Raw genomic sequence first — 14,985 nt, 5'->3', positions numbered from 1 at the left:
AGGATGGCCGCTTGCCGAATCGGCATATGGGGCCTGCACCACTCGTACTTGTCCTACGCTGCATTTTGATACTTGCGCCTTAAGATGCGCCGCATGAGCCTTCCTTTTCCTCCAGGACGAGCCGCCTTTTCCTTGCGTCGGCGAGCCCTCACGGACGCACGGCGGGCGGCCACCATCCCGATGCCATGACGCGCACCGACCCGGCCCTGATTGCATTCCTGGAGGAGCAGCGCGCCGACTACGCCCGTTCCCTGCCGCGCCGCCTGGAGCAGGTCGGCTTGCTCTGGCAGCAGGTCCTGCGGGGCGAGGATCTGGCCCACGCCCTGCCTACCCTGGAGCGCCATGCGCACAGCCTGGCGGGTTCCGCAGCCACTTTCGGTTGGGCGGAGCTCGGCCTGGCGGCGCAGGCGCTGGAACTGGCCCTGAGCCCCCATGTCGGCGCCGGCCAGGTGCTCGCGCCCGAGACCCGGGACGAGGTGGGGCGGGCTGTCGAAGAGTTGCAGCAGCGCTTTCACAGCGCGGCCTGAAAGCCCGGAAGGACCGCCCATGCCATCCTCCGCCCTTTTCCTGACAAAGATCAAGATTGCAGTGGCGGGCGGTGTGTTGCTGACGGTGGTACTGGGCGCTGCGTCCTACCTGACCATCGGCCGCCTGCTGGAAACAGCGCAGTCCCGCGTGCGCACCGAGGACACGCTGGTGATGCTGGAGCGCGTGGATTCCGCGTTGCGAACGGCCGAGTCGACGCTGCGGCAATACCTGCTGAGCGGCCGCGAGGACGACCTGGCGGCCTTCCAGGAAGCGCGGGTCGAGCTGCGCGCCATCAGGGCTCGCACGCGTGAGGCCAAGGTGCTGCAGGAATCTGCGGATTTTGACGACCTGATCATCCAGCGTGCCCGCGTCGCCGACCAGGCCATTGCGGCGCGCAAGGCAGGAGGCGCGGAGGCGGCGGCGGCCGTCCTGGCCAGCGACGCCAGCCGTGAACTGCGCGTGCGCACCGACGGACTGCTGGGAGGCGCGCGCAACCGGGAGGCCTACAGGTGGCGCGACGCGCAGGCGGCGGCCGAGCACAGCGCGCAATGGGCCCAAGGCTTTATCCTCGCCGGCAGCCTGCTGTTCGTCGCCATGCTCGCCTGGGTGGTCTATGTGGTCAAGCATTACGAGCGGGTGCGAAAACTCGGCGAAGCCCAGTTGCGCGACAGTGAAGCGATGAGCCGCAGCATCACCGAGGGCATGGTGGAAGCCGTGATCACCACCACCGACCAGGACATCGTGCTGGAGGCCAACGGCGCCGCGCTGCAACTCTTCGGCTATGAGCGCAGTGACCTGGTGGGGCGCGATGTTTCCGAACTGGTGCCCGAACGCCTGCGCAACCAGTACAAGGAATTCACCTCGATGATGCACGCCCGGCCTGGCGCTTTCCGGATCTCCGGGCGGGAAGTGCTGGCCTTGCGCAAGGACGGCACCGAATTCCCGGTCAGCGTGTCCTTCAGCGACGTGCAGGTGGGCGGGCGCCGCATGTTCACCGCCCTGATGCACGACATCACCGAAAGCAAGCGCATCACCAAGGCCTTGCGGGCCAGCGAGTCGCAGCTGCGCCAGGTCACGGACACCGTGCCGGCCCTGATTGCCTACCTGGACACCGAGCAGCGTTTTCGCTTTCACAACCGGGCCTACGAAGAAAACTTCGGCCTCACTTATGAGCAGATCGACGGCAAGCCCCTGGCCGACGTGCTGGGTCCGCAGGTCTACGAGACGGTGCGCGAAAAGGTCGATGAGGTCCTGAAAGGGAACACCGTGCGTTATGAGCGGACGCAGGTCACGCCCCACGGCGAGCGCAGGCACTACGCGATGCAGTACTTCCCGCGCTACGGCGAAGGCTCCGCGGCGCAAAGGGTGATCGGTTTTTTCTCGCTGGGCACCGACATCACCGAACTCAAGCGCATTGACCGCATGAAAACCGAGTTTGTCTCCACGGTCAGCCACGAGTTGCGCACGCCGCTCACCTCGATCCGGGGCTCGCTGGGCTTGATTTCCGGCGGTGTGGCAGGCGAGTTGCCCGAGGCCGTCAAGAGCCTGGTGGGCATCGCGAAAAATAACTGCGAGCGCCTGATCCGGCTGATCAACGACATCCTGGACAGCGAAAAAATCGAGTCCGGCAAGCTGCGCCTGGATATGCAGGTGGTGGACCTCAAGCAGCTCGTCGAACAGACATTGGTCGCGAACGAGGGGTTTGCCGGCCAGCATGGGGTGAATCTTGAAATGCGGGCCCCCGACGCGGCGCTGCACGTGCGCATCGACAGCGACCGCATGACCCAGGTGCTGACCAACCTGCTGTCCAACGCCGTGAAATTTTCGCCGAAGGGCGCCACGGTCGAGGTGAGGCTTTCGCGCGTCGGGCAGAAGGTGCGCACCGAGGTGGTCGACGTCGGCCCAGGTATCCCTGAGGAATTCAGCTCGCGCATCTTCCAGAAGTTTTCGCAGGCCGACTCGTCCGATACCCGCCAGAAAGGCGGCACCGGCCTGGGCCTGAATATTTCCCGCGCACTGGTTGAAAAAATGGACGGCACCATCGGGTTTTTCAGCAAGGCCGGCGTGGGCACCACCTTCTTTTTTGAAATGCCGGAATGGACAAATCCGGTGCCGCTGCTCAAGCCTCTGAGGCCGCCTACGCTTTCTTCACGCCCGCGCATCCTGATCTGTGAGGGTGACGCCGACGTCGCCAAGTTGATCAGCATGATGCTGGGCAAGGCCGGCTTTGATTCCGACATGACCTACAGCGCCGAGGAGGCGTTGGCCAGCCTGGCCTCCAACACCTACGACGCGGTAACGGTGGACCTCAAGCTGCCCGGGCAGAACGGCGTGGCCTTCATCGGGCAGCTGCGCGAGGACGAGAGGACGCGCAACCTGCCGGTGGTGGTTATTTCCGCCATGGCCGAGCAGGGCGAGCTGCAGTTCAACCGCAAGCCGCACAGTGTGTCCGACTGGCTGAAAAAACCCATCGACGAACACCTGCTGGTCCACAGCCTGCGCCGCGCCGTGGCCACCCTGGACTCGGGCAAGCCGCGCATCCTGCATGTGGAAGACGATCTGGACATCCAGCGCATCACCGCCGCCATCGCCCAGGACTTCGCGAGTTTCGAATTCGCGGCCACGCTGGACGAAGCCCGCGAGCGCCTGCGCGAGCATCCGTTCGACCTGGTGCTGCTGGACCTGGCGCTGGGCAGCCATTCGGGCTGGGACCTGTTCGAAGACATTGATGCACTGGACCCGCGCCCGCCGGTGATCGTGTTCTCGGCCGGCGACGTGGACCCCTCCGACGGACGGCATGCTGACGCGGTGCTGGTAAAGGCCCATACTTCGAACACCGAACTGCTCAATACAATCCAGCGAGTCCTGCAGACGCCCGTAGACCCGGCCCCACCCGTCCCCAAGCCCGTGAGTTGAACATCATGACAAAACCACTGAACCGCATCCTTTATGTTGAAGATGAACCCGACATCCGCATGGTGGCGCAAATGGCGCTGCAAGCCGTGGGAGGGTTCACCGTGATCGCCTGCGCCTCCGGCCAGGAGGCCCTGGATGCCGCGCCGGGCGCCGGGGCAGACCTGCTGCTGCTGGACGTCATGATGCCCGGCATGGACGGCCCCACCACGCTCAAGGGCTTGCGCCAGCTGCCGGCCACCGCCGGCACGCCGGTGATCTTCATGACCGCCAAGGTGCAGGCCGCGGAGGTGGCCGTATACAAGGGCCTGGGCGCGCTGGAAGTGATTCCCAAGCCCTTCGACCCCATGGAGCTCTCTACGCAGATCCAGCGGATCTGGGCAGAACAGAGTTAGGCCCCCACGGTCGCTCACTTCGTGTAGCTTCCTGCCCCCCGAGGGGGCCGCCCGCCTGCGGTCTGGCAAAGCCAGTCCCGCGGCTCATGCTGGCTTAAGAGTTCATGGCTTAACCAGTGCCGGGGTCAAAGCGAGAACTCATAGTCCACGCTCATGGGCGCGTGGTCCGAGAAGCGCTGTTCCTTGTAGATGTGCTCGCTGCGGGCCAGCGCCGCGAAGGCCGGCGTGGCCAGGTGGTAGTCCAGGCGCCAGCCTACGTTCTTGGCATAGGCCTGGCCGCGGTTGCTCCACCAGGTGTAGGCCGCGTCGGTTGCTGTGGGCTGCAGCCTGCGGTAGACATCGACCATGCCGCCGCCTTTGACCGAGGGGCCGGTGCGCTGCGTCAATTCATCTGCTGCTTCGTTGGCGAGTTCGGCGTCGCGCAGCAGCTCCGTCATCCAGGCGCGCTCTTCGGGCAGGAAGCCGCTGTTCTTGCGGTTGCCCTTGAAGTTCTTCAGGTCGATTTCCTGGTGCGCAATGTTGACGTCGCCGCACAGCACGAAGTCGCGCGTTTCCTTCAGGGCCAGCAGGCGCGGGTAAAACTCGGCCAGGAAGCGGAACTTGGCGGCCTGCCGCTCCTCGCCCGAGGAGCCGCTGGGAAAGTAGCAGCTGATGATGGAGAGCTTGGGGCTCTGCTGGCGGCCGGGCCTGTCAAAGCGCAGCTCCACGTAGCGTCCTTCGGCGTCGAATTCGGTCGATCCATAGCCCACGATCACGTCGCTGGGCTCATGGCGCGTGTAGATGCCGACCCCGGAATACCCCTTTTTCTCGGCAAAATGGAAATAGCCTTTGAGGCCGGCGATTTCCTCGAAACGGCCGCTCATGTCGGCCGCTTGCGCCTTGAGCTCCTGTACGCAAATACAATCCGGCTTGGACTGCGCAACCCAGTCCAGCAGGCCTTTGCTGGCTGCGGAGCGAATACCGTTGAGGTTGAGGCTGGTCAATTTAAACATGGGACTTTCAATGAGCACGGCAGGGCAACAACAGGACAACAGGGACGGGGCGGCTTCCGCGGACGGCGCGCTGGCACAGGAATTCGTGCAGTTCGCCGTGGAGGCGGGCGTGCTGCGCTTCGGGCAATTCAAGACCAAGGCCGGGCGCATGAGCCCGTATTTTTTCAACGCCGGCCTGTTCGACGACGGCGCCAAGCTGGGACGGCTGGCGCAATTCTATGCGCGCCACCTGCTGGCCGAGGAGAAGCGCACCGGCCTGGCCTTCGACATGATTTTCGGGCCGGCCTACAAGGGCATTCCGCTGGCTGCGGCGGTGGCCATCGAGCTGGCGCGGCTGGGGCGCAACTACCCTTTCGCCTACAACCGCAAGGAAGCCAAGGACCACGGCGAGGGCGGCACATTGGTCGGCGCGCCGGTCAAGGGCCGCGTGCTCATCATTGACGACGTGATGTCCGCCGGTACGGCCGCCCGCGAATCGATCGCCATCATCCAGGCGGCGGGCGCCGTTCCGCATGCGGTCGCGCTCGCGCTGGACCGCCAGGAAAAGGCCACGGAAAACGGCGTGGACGTGAACCATAGCGCAGTGCAATATGTTACGAAACAACTGGGCCTGCAGGTTTGCGCGATTGCGCGCCTGACCGACTTGCTGCAGTATCTGTCCACACAGGGCGGCACGCAGGGCGCCAAAGAGGCCGATGCACTGTCCCTGCAGACGCACTACCAGGCCGTACTGGCCTACAGGGAACGCTACGGCGTGGATTAAGGAGTCGATTTGCTCTTTCGAACAGCGCTTACGGTCATCGGGGTGTCGGCTGCCTTCGCGGCGAATCAGGCCGCGGCTCAAAATATTTATACCTGCGTGGATGGCAAGGGCCGCAAGATCACGGCTGACCGTCCCATCATCGAGTGCATAGACCGCACCCAGCAGGAACTGAACGGCTCGGGTACGGTCAGGCGCCAGGTGGGGCCTTCGCTGACCGCGCAGGAACGCGCGGCGCAGGAAGAAAAGGACAAGGCTGCCGCAGAGGCGCGTGCACGCGAGGCCGAGGACAAGCGCCGGGACCGTGCCCTGCTGCTGCGTTACCCCAATCGTGCTGTGCATGACCAGGAGCGCGTGATCGCCTTGGCCCAGGTCGATGAGGTCATCAAGGCTTCCAACAAACGGACGACCGAGTTGGCCGAACAGCGCAAAGTCATTCAGGCCGAATACGAGTTTTACGCGAAAGATCCCAGCAAGGCGCCGCCGGGGCTCAAGCGCAAGCTTGAAGAAAATGAGGCCAGTTCGTCCGTGCAGCGCAAGTTCGTCCAGGATCAGGAGCAGGAGAAAAAGCGCGTGAACCAGCGCTTTGACGAGGAACTGGTCAAACTCAAACAGCTGTGGGCCCTGCGAGAAGGATCCGTAAGCCCGGCGCCTACCGCCAAAAACTGAAGAACCGGGCAGGCTACCCGGCCCTGGCGGTTTCTAACCCAGTTTTTTCTTCAGCAGCTCGTTGACCTGGGCCGGGTTGGCTTTGCCCTTGGTGGCTTTCATGGCCTGGCCGACCAGCGCGTTCATGGCCTTGGTGTTGCCGGCCTTGACCTCTTCCACGTTTTTGGCGTTGGCGGCCAGCACCTCGTCGATGATCTTTTCGAGCTCGCCGGTGTCGCTCATCTGCTTGAGGCCCTTGGCCTCGATCACCGCGTCGACGTCCGAGCCATCACCGGTCCACAGCGCGTCAAACACCTGCTTTGCGGCGTTGTTGGAAATCGTGCCGTCGCCGATACGGCTTATCAACTTTGCCAGCTGGCCGGCGCTCACGGCGGAGGAATCAATCGACTTCTCCTCGCTGTTGAGGCGCCGCGACAGTTCGCCCATAACCCAGTTGCTGGCCAGCTTGGGCTGCTGGCTGGCCCCGGCAACAGCCTCGAAGAACGCGGCCGTGGCCTTGTTCTGGGTCAGCTGGCCTGCGTCATATTCAGGCAGCGCGTAGTCCTTCACGAAACGTGCCGCCATCACGCGCGGCAGTTCGGACATTTCCGAGCGGGTTTTTTCGACCCAGTCGCGGCCTATCACCAGCGGCGGCAAATCGGGATCGGGGAAGTAGCGGTAGTCGGCCGCGTCTTCCTTGGTGCGCATGCTGCGCGTCTCGCCCGTGTCCGGGTCGAACAGCACGGTGGCCTGTTCAATGGGCCTGTTGCTCTCAATCTCCTCGATCTGCCAGCGAATTTCATAGTCGATGGCCTGCTGCATGAACTTGAAGCTGTTCAGGTTCTTGATCTCGCGGCGCGTGCCCAGCGGCTCGCCCGGCTTGCGCACCGACACGTTGGCGTCGCAGCGGAAGCTGCCTTCCTGCATGTTGCCGTCGCAGATGCCAATCCAGGTGACGATCTTGTGCAACTCTTTCGCATAGGCCACGGCCTCCGCCGAGGAGCGCATGTCGGGCTCGGTCACGATTTCGAGCAGCGGTGTGCCGGCGCGGTTCAGGTCTATGCCGCTCATGCCGATGAAGTCTTCGTGCAGCGACTTGCCGGCGTCTTCCTCGAGGTGGGCGCGCACCAGGCGCACCGAGCGCTTTTCGCCCTCCAGGAAAAACTCGACGCTGCCGCCCTGCACCACGGGGATTTCAAACTGGCTGATCTGGTAGCCCTTGGGCAGGTCGGGATAGAAGTAGTTTTTGCGCGCGAACACGCTGCGCTCGGCGACGTGCGCATTGACAGCCAGGCCGAACTCGATGGCGCGCTGCACCGCGCCCTTGTTCATCACCGGCAGCGCACCGGGCAGCGCGAAGTCCACGGCGGATGCCTGCGTATTCGGTTCCGCACCGAAGGCGGTGGAGGCGCGGCTGAAGATTTTCGATTGCGTGGTGAGCTGTGTGTGGGTCTCAAAGCCGATGATGACTTCATAGCCTTGCACCAGCGGGCCGGTAGGGCGGCCGGCTTGCATTTCGGCGAAGGGGTTGACGGCGGGTTGGGTCTGGCTCATGTCGAATCACTCAAAGGCTTGGGGGTTGGCGCAGGTGCCAGTCGGTGGCCAGCTGGAACTGATGGGCGGCGCCCAGCAGCTGCGCTTCCTTGAAATAGTTGCCGATCAGCTGCAGGCCCACGGGCATGCCGCCGGCGCCGAAGCCCGCCGGCACACTCATGCCGGGCAGGCCGGCCAGGCTGGACGACAGGGTGTAAATATCGGCCAGGTAGTTGGCCACCGGGTCGTCGGACTTCTCGCCGATTTTCCAGGCCACGGTGGGTGACACCGGGCCGGCGATGATGTCGCACTGCGTGAAGGCGGTCTGGAAATCCTGCGCGATCAGGCGGCGGATTTTTTGCGCCTTGAGGTAGTAGGCGTCGTAGTAGCCGTGCGAGAGCACATAGGTGCCGATCATGATGCGGCGCGTGGCCTCGTCGCCGAAGCCTTCGCTGCGCGACTTTTTGTACATGTCGTTGAGGTCGCCATACTGCGCCGCGCGATGGCCGTAACGCACGCCGTCAAAGCGGCTCAGGTTGCTGCTGGCTTCGGCCGGTGCGATGACGTAGTACACCGGGATCGACAACTCAGTCAGCGGCAGGCTCACGTCCACCAGGGTGGCGCCCAGCTTTTCATACTCGGCCAGCGCGCCGCGCACGGCCGCCAGCACGTCGGGCGCGCAGCCGGCGCCGAAGAACTGCGTGGGCAGTCCGATGCGCAGGCCTTTGAGCGGCTTGTCGCTGCCGGGGCGCGCGGCGAGCAGGTCCGCCGCATAGTCGGCGGCGGGCAAATCCAGCGAGGTTGAGTCGCGGTCCGGATCCGGCCCGGCCATGGCTGACAGCAGCAGGGCGCAATCGAGCGCGCTGCGCGCCATCGGGCCGGCCTGGTCGAGGCTGGAGGCGAAAGCCACCATGCCGTAGCGCGAGCAGCGGCCGTAGGTGGGCTTGATGCCGGTGATGCCCGTCAGCGAGGCCGGCTGGCGTATCGAGCCGCCGGTGTCGGTGCCGGTGGCCGCGGGCACCAGACGCGCGGCCACGGCGGCGGCGGAGCCGCCCGAAGAGCCACCCGGAATGCGGCTGGTGTCCCAGGGGTTTTGCACGGGCTTGTAGGCGCTGTTGTCATTGCCCGAACCCATGGCGAACTCGTCGCAGTTGAGCTTGCCCAGCGTGACCATGCCGGAGCCCTCGGACCCCAGGTTTTTCACCACCGTGGCGTCAAAAGGGCTGCGGTAGTTTTCGAGCATCTTCGAGCCGGCGGTCGTCGGGAAGTCGCGCGTGACGAACACGTCCTTGTGCGCCAGCGGCACGCCCAGCAACGGCGTGCGTTCACCAGCGGCCAGGCGCGCATCGGCCGCCTTGGCCTGGGCCAGGGACACATCCGCGTCGGTCGCCAGGAAGGCGCCGAGCTTTTCCTGCTGGATGCGGGCCAGGAAGTGCTGCGTGGCTTCAACGCTGGAGACTTCGCGCGCGGCCAGTTTGGCGGCGAGTTGCGCGACGCCCAGGTCGTGCAGCGCGGTGTTGTTTGTGGTGGCGCCGCTCATTCGATCACCTTGGGCACAAGGAACAGGCCGTTTTCGACGGCGGGTGCGCTGACCTGGCTGGCCTCGCGCTGGTTGGGTTCGCTGGCGATGTCTTCGCGCAGTCGCAGGGCGACTTCGCCGATCACTGCTGCCGGGTGGGCCAGCGGCTCCACCCCTTCGGTGTTGACGGCCTCCATCTGCTCCACCAGGGCGAAAAAGCCGTTGATCTGGCTCAGGGTGTGCTCGACTTCGTCAGGGCGCAGTTCAAGCCGCGCCAGGTTGGCGACGCGGGCGATGTCTTGGGGTGTCAATGCCATGGGTAAAAATGAAGGAAAAATACAGCGGAATCCGCGGAAGTGACGGGAGAAAATTCCGGTGAAAAAGGGGGCTGAAACGAGGTGTAAAGCTGAAAAAACGGGCTGGCTAAAGCTATTGATCTATAGGGGATGCGTTATTATCCCGCCTTTGGTGTGAAATCAGGGTTGGATGCGGGCTTTAGGTGCTTTTTAGATGCCAGAAGCAGATTTCAGAGCGCCTCTGGCCCAACTTCCCCATAATTGCTGATCAATAAAAAGGCGATCGAGCAACGAAGTTCGCTCATGCCCCAACCGGACCCCTGCATATGTTTGAAGCATTTCGTCGGTATTTCTCCACCGACCTGGCCATTGACCTCGGCACAGCCAACACCCTGATTTTTGTACGCGACCGCGGTATTGTGCTGGATGAGCCCTCCGTCGTCGCCATCCGCCACGAAGGCGGCCCCCAAGGCAAGAAAACCATTCAGGCCGTCGGCCACGAAGCCAAGGCCATGCTCGGCAAGGTCCCCGGCAACATCGAAGCCATACGCCCCATGAAGGACGGCGTGATCGCCGACTTCACCGTGACCGAGCAGATGCTCAAGCAGTTCATCAAGATGGTGCACCCGCGCAGCCTGCTCAAGCCCAGCCCGCGCATCATCATCTGCGTGCCCTGCGGCTCGACCCAGGTTGAGCGCCGCGCGATCCGCGAAAGTGCCCTGGGCGCCGGCGCCAGCGATGTGTACCTGATTGAAGAACCCATGGCCGCCGCGATTGGCGCCGGCCTGCCGGTGTCCGAAGCCAGCGGCTCCATGGTCGTCGACATCGGCGGCGGCACCACCGAAGTGGGCGTGATCTCGCTGGGCGGCATGGTCTACAAAGGCAGCGTGCGCGTCGGCGGCGACCGTTTCGACGAAGCCATCATCAACTACATCCGCCGCAACTACGGCATGCTGATCGGCGAGCCCACCGCCGAAGCCATCAAGAAGAGCATTGGCTCGGCTTTTCCGGGTTCCGAAGTCAAGGAAATGGAAGTCAAAGGCCGCAACCTTTCCGAAGGCGTGCCGCGCAGCTTCACGATCTCCAGCAACGAAATCCTCGAAGCCCTGACCGACCCGCTCAACAACATCGTGAGCGCCGTGAAGAACGCACTGGAGCAGACCCCGCCCGAGCTGGGCGCCGACATCGCCGAGCGCGGCATGATGCTGACCGGCGGCGGCGCCTTGTTGCGCGACCTGGACCGCCTGCTGGCCGAGGAAACCGGCCTGCCGGTGCTGGTGGCCGAGGACCCGCTGACCTGCGTGGTGCGCGGCTGCGGCATCGCCCTGGAGCGCATGGACCGCCTGGGTTCCATCTTCACCTCGGAATAAGCCACACCGTACTTCATGTCGCAAGCCGGGGCATGAAGCGGGGCCAGCTTGACAGCGAACCATGCCCTTAGGAACCCTTGACAGATCCCCGCCGCCCTTTTTCAAGCAGGGGCCGTCGGCGCTGTCCAAGCTGATGTTCTTCAGCGCCCTGTCGCTGTTCCTGATGGTTGCCGACACCCGTTTTCGCATCACCCAGCCGGTGCGCGCCGCGCTGGCCACCGCGTTGTACCCGGTGCAATGGGTGGCGCTGCAGCCGGTGCGCGCCATCCGCGGCAGCGGCGAGTATTTCACCACCTTGAACCAGGCCAAGCTGGCCAGTGAAGAGGCCGGCCGCAAGCTGGCCTTGCAGTCGATGCGCGCCGGCCAGGTCGAGCAGCTGACCCAGGAAAACAACCGCCTGCGCAAGCTGCTGGGCCTGCGCGAGCAGCTGGGCACGCCGGTCATGGCCGCTGAGGTGCTGTACGACGCGGCCGACCCCTACACGCGCAAGGTGATCATCGACAAGGGCATGGCGCAGGGCATTGACCTGGGCTCGCCGGTGCTGGACGAGTCCGGCGTGCTGGGCCAGGTCACGCGCGTGCATCCGCTGGTCAGCGAGGTCACGTTGGTGGTGGATCGCGACCTGGCCATTCCGGTGCTCAACGTGCGCACCGGCGCCCGCAGCGTGGCCTATGGCGACCCGGCCGCCTCGGGCAGCGGGCTGGAGCTGCGCTTCATGGGCAGCAACTCGGATGTGCAGCAGGGCGACCTGCTGACCACCAGCGGCGTGGACGGCGTCTACCCGGCCGGCCTGCCGGTGGCGAAGATCAGCCGCATCGAGCGGCGCGCCGAATCGGCCTTCGCCAAGATTTACTGCGCCCCGCAGGCGCTGGTGACGGGCGCGCGGCACGTCATGGTGGTCAAGCCCGGCACTGGACAGATCCCGCCCCGGCCCGAGGCCACGCCTGAGGCTGCGCCCAAGAAGAAAGAGAAAGGGGCGGCCAAATGATCATGCGATCAGGCCAGCAGCTGCTGCTGCCCGCCAACCCGGTGTTCATCTGGTGCAGCCTCATCGCCGCGCTGCTGCTGGACATGCTGCCCCTGGGGCGCGTGCCCTGGATGCCCGACTTCCTGGCCCTGGTGCTGGTGTTCTGGAACGTGCACCAGCCGCTGCGTGTGGGCATAGGCGTGGCCTTCATGTTCGGCCTGGCCATGGATGTGCACCAGTCCTCGTTGCTGGGCCAGCATGCGCTGTCGTACACGGCGCTGAGCTTTTTCGCCACCATGATCCATCGCCGCCTGCTCTGGTTCACCGTGCCCTCGCAGGCCCTGCAGGTGCTGCCGCTGTTTGCCGTGGCGCACGGCGTGGAGCTCGTGATCCGCATGATAGGCGGCGGTATTTTCCCGGGCTGGATCATGCTGCTGGCGCCCCTGGTCGAGGCCTTGCTGTGGCCCATCGTGAGCGTGCTGCTGCTGGTGCCGCAGCGGCGGGCGCCGGACCGGGATGAGAACAGGCCGTTATGAGGCCCCCACGGTCGCTCACTGCGTGTAACTCCCTGCCCCCCGAGGGGGCCGCCCGCCTGCGGCCTGGCAAAGCCAGTTCCGCGGCTCATGCTGGCTTGCTTCGGCTCGCTTCGCATCGCCCTTGCCTTGACGGGGGGAATCATGCGCCTTGCAGGCACTTTGTGCGGGCTGTAGAGTCGCACCACCATGACTGAGTTGCGCAACGTTGAAGCCGACCTGTCGCGTTTTCGCGCGCGGGTGCTGGTGGCGAGCTTTGTGGTGCTGTGTGCATTCGCGTTGCTGGCGGCGCGGCTGGTGTACCTGCAGGTGTACCGCCATGCGGACCTGAACGAGCAGGCCGAGAGCAACCGCACGGCCATCGTGCCGATCGTGCCGAATCGCGGGCTGATTCTGGACCGCAACGGCATTGTGCTGGCGACAAATTACTCGGCCTATACGCTGGAGATCACGCCGTCCAAGGTTGAGAACCTCGAGGAAACGATTGCCGCGCTGGAAAAGGTGATCGACATCCAGCTTCGCGACAAGCGGCGCTTCAAGCGGCTGCGTGAAGAGGCGAAGAACTTTGAGTCGCTGCCGATACGTACGCGGCTGACCGATGAGGAAGTGGCGCGTTTTGCGGCGCAGCGTTTCCGCTTCCCGGGCGTGGACATCAAGGCGCGGCTGTTTCGCAGCTATCCCTATGGCGAGCTGGGCAGCCACGTGGTGGGCTATATAGGCCGCATCAACCAGGCCGAAAAAGAAGCCATCGAGGACAGTGACGACGAGGGCAATTACCGGGGCACCGACTACATCGGCAAGCTCGGCATCGAGCAGAGCTTCGAGCAGCAACTGCACGGCACCACCGGCGTCGAGCAGGTGGAGACCTCCGCCGGCGGTCGTGCCGTGCGCAAGCTGGCGACCAACCCGGCCACGCCGGGCCATACGGTCATGCTTTCGGTGGACATCCGGTTGCAGAAACTGGTGGAAGACATGTTCGGCGACCGGCGTGGTGCGCTGGTGGCGCTGGACCCGAAAACCGGCGACGTGCTGGCCTTCGTCAGCAAGCCGACCTTTGATCCCAACCTGTTTGTCGACGGCATCGATACCGAAAGCTGGCAGGCGCTCAACGAGTCCATCGACAAGCCGCTGCTCAACCGCGCATTGCGGGGCACCTACCCGCCGGGCTCGACCTACAAGCCCTTCATGGCCATGGCCGCGCTGCAGACCGGCGCCCGTGACCCCAGGACCATCATCAACGACCCCGGCTTTTACATGTTCGGCGGCCGCCGCTTCGGCAGTCCCGAAAACGAACGCGGCGGCCCCATGGACATGAACCGCGCCATCGTGGAGTCCAGCAACGTGTATTTTTATTCGCTGGCCAACGAGATGGGCGTGGATGCCATCCACGACTTCATGAAACCCCTGGGCTTCGGCCAGATCACCGGCATCGACATCAACGGCGAGGTGCGCGGCATCCTGCCCAGCCAGGCCTGGAAACGCGGTTACTTCAAGAGGCCGGAGCAGCAAAAGTGGTTTCCCGGCGAAACCATCTCGCTGGGCATCGGCCAGGGCTACAACAGTTTCACCATGCTGCAGCTGGCGCAAGCCACCGCGACGCTGGTCAACAACGGCATCAAGCACAAGCCGCGGCTGGTGATCGCCACGCAGGACTCGATGACGCGGGCGCTGACCCCGCAGCCCCTGGCGCCCGCCGAAGACCTGGGCTACAAGCCGGAAAACGTCGCCATCGTGCGCAAGGGGCTGCTCGGCGTCACCCAGGGGGGCACCTCGGCTCGGGTGTTTGCGGGCGCCGGCTACACGAGTGGCGGCAAAACCGGCACCGCCCAAGCCGTGACCATGGCCGCCAAAGGTAAATACAACAGCGCCAAGATGGAAGAGCACCAGCGCGACCACTCGCTTTACATCGCCATGGCGCCGGCGGAAGAGCCCAAGATTGCGCTGGCCGTGATCGTGGAAAACGCCGGCTGGGGTGCGGGCGCTGCAGCACCGATCGCGCGCCGGGTGTTTGACTTCATGTTGATGGGCCAGTATCCCACCGAGGAAGACATGGCGGCGGTGCAAAAAGGCCAAGCCGGGGCGCCCATAGGCAAACCACGTCGCATCGCCGATATGGCGGCGATGTTGCCGGGCGGCGCCGCAGTGGCCGCACCGGAGGCGTCCGGCGCCGCCGCCGCGCCCGTCAAGCCGGCGGTGCTCGCCTTGACCCAGGTGGCCGGCCGCAGCGCGTCGCCGCAGCCTCCCGCCTCGGCGGCAGGGCGTTGAGGCTCCGCCGCCAACTCGCGGGGCCATAAAAAAAGCGCTGGGGTTACCAGCGCTTTTTGCGGCAGGGCATCTTGTGGAATGCCTTGCCACTTGTGTACTTCTAGTGGCTCTCTCGTGTCTCCTCGGCTCCTCGCGTTGCGAGCAGCGAGGCTCGTCAGCAAGTCATCCAATGTAGCCCGTGCACTGGCTTAGTGCATTGGGGGTTTCCCGCCCCCGAACCCCGCGCAGCATGCCCGCAGCCGTGCCGGGGCACGCCACACCATGGC

At 64.7% G+C, this 14,985-nt stretch carries 13 protein-coding genes; 9 read left to right on the top strand and 4 right to left on the bottom strand.

Annotated elements, in window-relative coordinates:
• Positions 1-185 precede the first annotated feature (185 nt).
• From AC1DXS_RS02700 to AC1DXS_RS02690, 3 genes are read left to right on the top strand one after another with little or no spacing between them, the layout of a single operon-like run.
• Complete coding sequence (locus AC1DXS_RS02700; RefSeq protein WP_477736038.1) at positions 186-527, top strand: Hpt domain-containing protein; 342 nt, start codon at positions 186-188, stop codon at positions 525-527.
• Between the two features lie 19 nt (positions 528-546).
• On the top strand, positions 547-3,444 hold the full coding sequence (locus AC1DXS_RS02695; protein ID WP_477736037.1) for a PAS domain S-box protein: 2,898 nt from the start codon (positions 547-549) through the stop codon (positions 3,442-3,444).
• A gap of 5 nt (positions 3,445-3,449) precedes the next feature.
• Positions 3,450-3,836 carry a response regulator gene (locus AC1DXS_RS02690; protein WP_477736036.1) on the top strand — a complete coding sequence of 129 codons (387 nt, stop codon included), beginning with the start codon at positions 3,450-3,452 and terminating at the stop codon, positions 3,834-3,836.
• Between the two features lie 125 nt (positions 3,837-3,961).
• Here AC1DXS_RS02690 and AC1DXS_RS02685 read toward each other — a convergent pair whose 3' ends face one another.
• Complete coding sequence (locus tag AC1DXS_RS02685) at positions 3,962-4,828, bottom strand: exodeoxyribonuclease III (RefSeq protein WP_477736035.1); 867 nt, start codon at positions 4,826-4,828, stop codon at positions 3,962-3,964.
• A 10-nt stretch (positions 4,829-4,838) separates the two neighbouring features.
• Here AC1DXS_RS02685 and pyrE point away from each other — a divergent pair, with 10 nt between their 5' ends.
• Positions 4,839-5,591, top strand: coding sequence for an orotate phosphoribosyltransferase (pyrE, locus tag AC1DXS_RS02680; RefSeq protein ID WP_477736034.1), 753 nt, complete (start codon positions 4,839-4,841; stop codon positions 5,589-5,591).
• Positions 5,592-5,600: 9 nt separating this feature from the next.
• On the top strand, positions 5,601-6,257 hold the full coding sequence (locus AC1DXS_RS02675) for a DUF4124 domain-containing protein (RefSeq protein WP_477736033.1): 657 nt from the start codon (positions 5,601-5,603) through the stop codon (positions 6,255-6,257).
• A gap of 33 nt (positions 6,258-6,290) precedes the next feature.
• Here AC1DXS_RS02675 and gatB read toward each other — a convergent pair whose 3' ends face one another.
• The 3 genes from gatB to gatC are packed head-to-tail and all read right to left on the bottom strand — an operon-like array spanning position 6,291 to position 9,605.
• Positions 6,291-7,790, bottom strand: coding sequence for an Asp-tRNA(Asn)/Glu-tRNA(Gln) amidotransferase subunit GatB (gatB, locus tag AC1DXS_RS02670; protein WP_477736032.1), 1,500 nt, complete (start codon positions 7,788-7,790; stop codon positions 6,291-6,293).
• A 10-nt stretch (positions 7,791-7,800) separates the two neighbouring features.
• The gene (gene gatA, locus AC1DXS_RS02665; RefSeq protein WP_477736031.1) at positions 7,801-9,309 is read right to left on the bottom strand and encodes an Asp-tRNA(Asn)/Glu-tRNA(Gln) amidotransferase subunit GatA; all 1,509 of its coding nucleotides are present in this window, start codon (positions 9,307-9,309) and stop codon (positions 7,801-7,803) included.
• A complete protein-coding gene (gatC, locus tag AC1DXS_RS02660) occupies positions 9,306-9,605 on the bottom strand; it encodes an Asp-tRNA(Asn)/Glu-tRNA(Gln) amidotransferase subunit GatC (RefSeq protein WP_477736030.1) in 300 nt (99 codons plus the stop codon). The genes gatA and gatC overlap by 4 nt, the downstream gene beginning before the upstream one ends.
• A gap of 305 nt (positions 9,606-9,910) precedes the next feature.
• On the opposite strand from gatC, the gene AC1DXS_RS02655 reads away from it, so the two are divergent.
• The 4 genes from AC1DXS_RS02655 to mrdA all read left to right on the top strand — a co-directional run bounded on the left by AC1DXS_RS02655 (position 9,911) and on the right by mrdA (position 14,719).
• Entirely contained in the window at positions 9,911-10,954 is a 1,044-nt protein-coding gene (locus AC1DXS_RS02655) for a rod shape-determining protein (RefSeq protein ID WP_007872262.1), read from the top strand.
• A 61-nt stretch (positions 10,955-11,015) separates the two neighbouring features.
• Positions 11,016-11,942, top strand: coding sequence for a rod shape-determining protein MreC (gene mreC, locus AC1DXS_RS02650; RefSeq protein ID WP_477736029.1), 927 nt, complete (start codon positions 11,016-11,018; stop codon positions 11,940-11,942).
• Positions 11,939-12,457: a rod shape-determining protein MreD gene (gene mreD, locus AC1DXS_RS02645; protein WP_477736028.1), complete on the top strand. Its 519-nt coding sequence runs from the start codon at positions 11,939-11,941 to the stop codon at positions 12,455-12,457. The genes mreC and mreD overlap by 4 nt, the downstream gene beginning before the upstream one ends.
• 186 nt (positions 12,458-12,643) lie before the next feature.
• On the top strand, positions 12,644-14,719 hold the full coding sequence (gene mrdA, locus AC1DXS_RS02640) for a penicillin-binding protein 2 (RefSeq protein WP_477736027.1): 2,076 nt from the start codon (positions 12,644-12,646) through the stop codon (positions 14,717-14,719).
• Positions 14,720-14,985 lie beyond the last annotated feature (266 nt).

This window comes from Polaromonas sp. P3_B1, from assembly GCF_056402935.1.
Note: the sequence above shows the minus strand (reverse complement) of the source record. Positions and strands in the feature narration are given on the sequence as shown.

Bases quoted from the DNA above. Each gene is read 5' to 3' on its own strand.
- mreD (WP_477736028.1), top strand. From the start codon at position 11,939: ATGATCATGCGATCAGGCCAGCAGCTGCTGCTGCCCGCCAACCCGGTG.
- AC1DXS_RS02655 (WP_007872262.1), top strand. From the start codon at position 9,911: ATGTTTGAAGCATTTCGTCGGTATTTCTCCACCGACCTGGCCATTGAC.
- mrdA (WP_477736027.1), top strand. From the start codon at position 12,644: ATGACTGAGTTGCGCAACGTTGAAGCCGACCTGTCGCGTTTTCGCGCG.
- gatB (WP_477736032.1), bottom strand. From the start codon at position 7,790: ATGAGCCAGACCCAACCCGCCGTCAACCCCTTCGCCGAAATGCAAGCC.
- gatC (WP_477736030.1), bottom strand. From the start codon at position 9,605: ATGGCATTGACACCCCAAGACATCGCCCGCGTCGCCAACCTGGCGCGG.
- AC1DXS_RS02700 (WP_477736038.1), top strand. From the start codon at position 186: ATGACGCGCACCGACCCGGCCCTGATTGCATTCCTGGAGGAGCAGCGC.
- AC1DXS_RS02690 (WP_477736036.1), top strand. From the start codon at position 3,450: ATGACAAAACCACTGAACCGCATCCTTTATGTTGAAGATGAACCCGAC.
- AC1DXS_RS02695 (WP_477736037.1), top strand. From the start codon at position 547: ATGCCATCCTCCGCCCTTTTCCTGACAAAGATCAAGATTGCAGTGGCG.
- AC1DXS_RS02685 (WP_477736035.1), bottom strand. From the start codon at position 4,828: ATGTTTAAATTGACCAGCCTCAACCTCAACGGTATTCGCTCCGCAGCC.
- gatA (WP_477736031.1), bottom strand. From the start codon at position 9,309: ATGAGCGGCGCCACCACAAACAACACCGCGCTGCACGACCTGGGCGTC.
- pyrE (WP_477736034.1), top strand. From the start codon at position 4,839: ATGAGCACGGCAGGGCAACAACAGGACAACAGGGACGGGGCGGCTTCC.
- mreC (WP_477736029.1), top strand. From the start codon at position 11,016: ATGCCCTTAGGAACCCTTGACAGATCCCCGCCGCCCTTTTTCAAGCAG.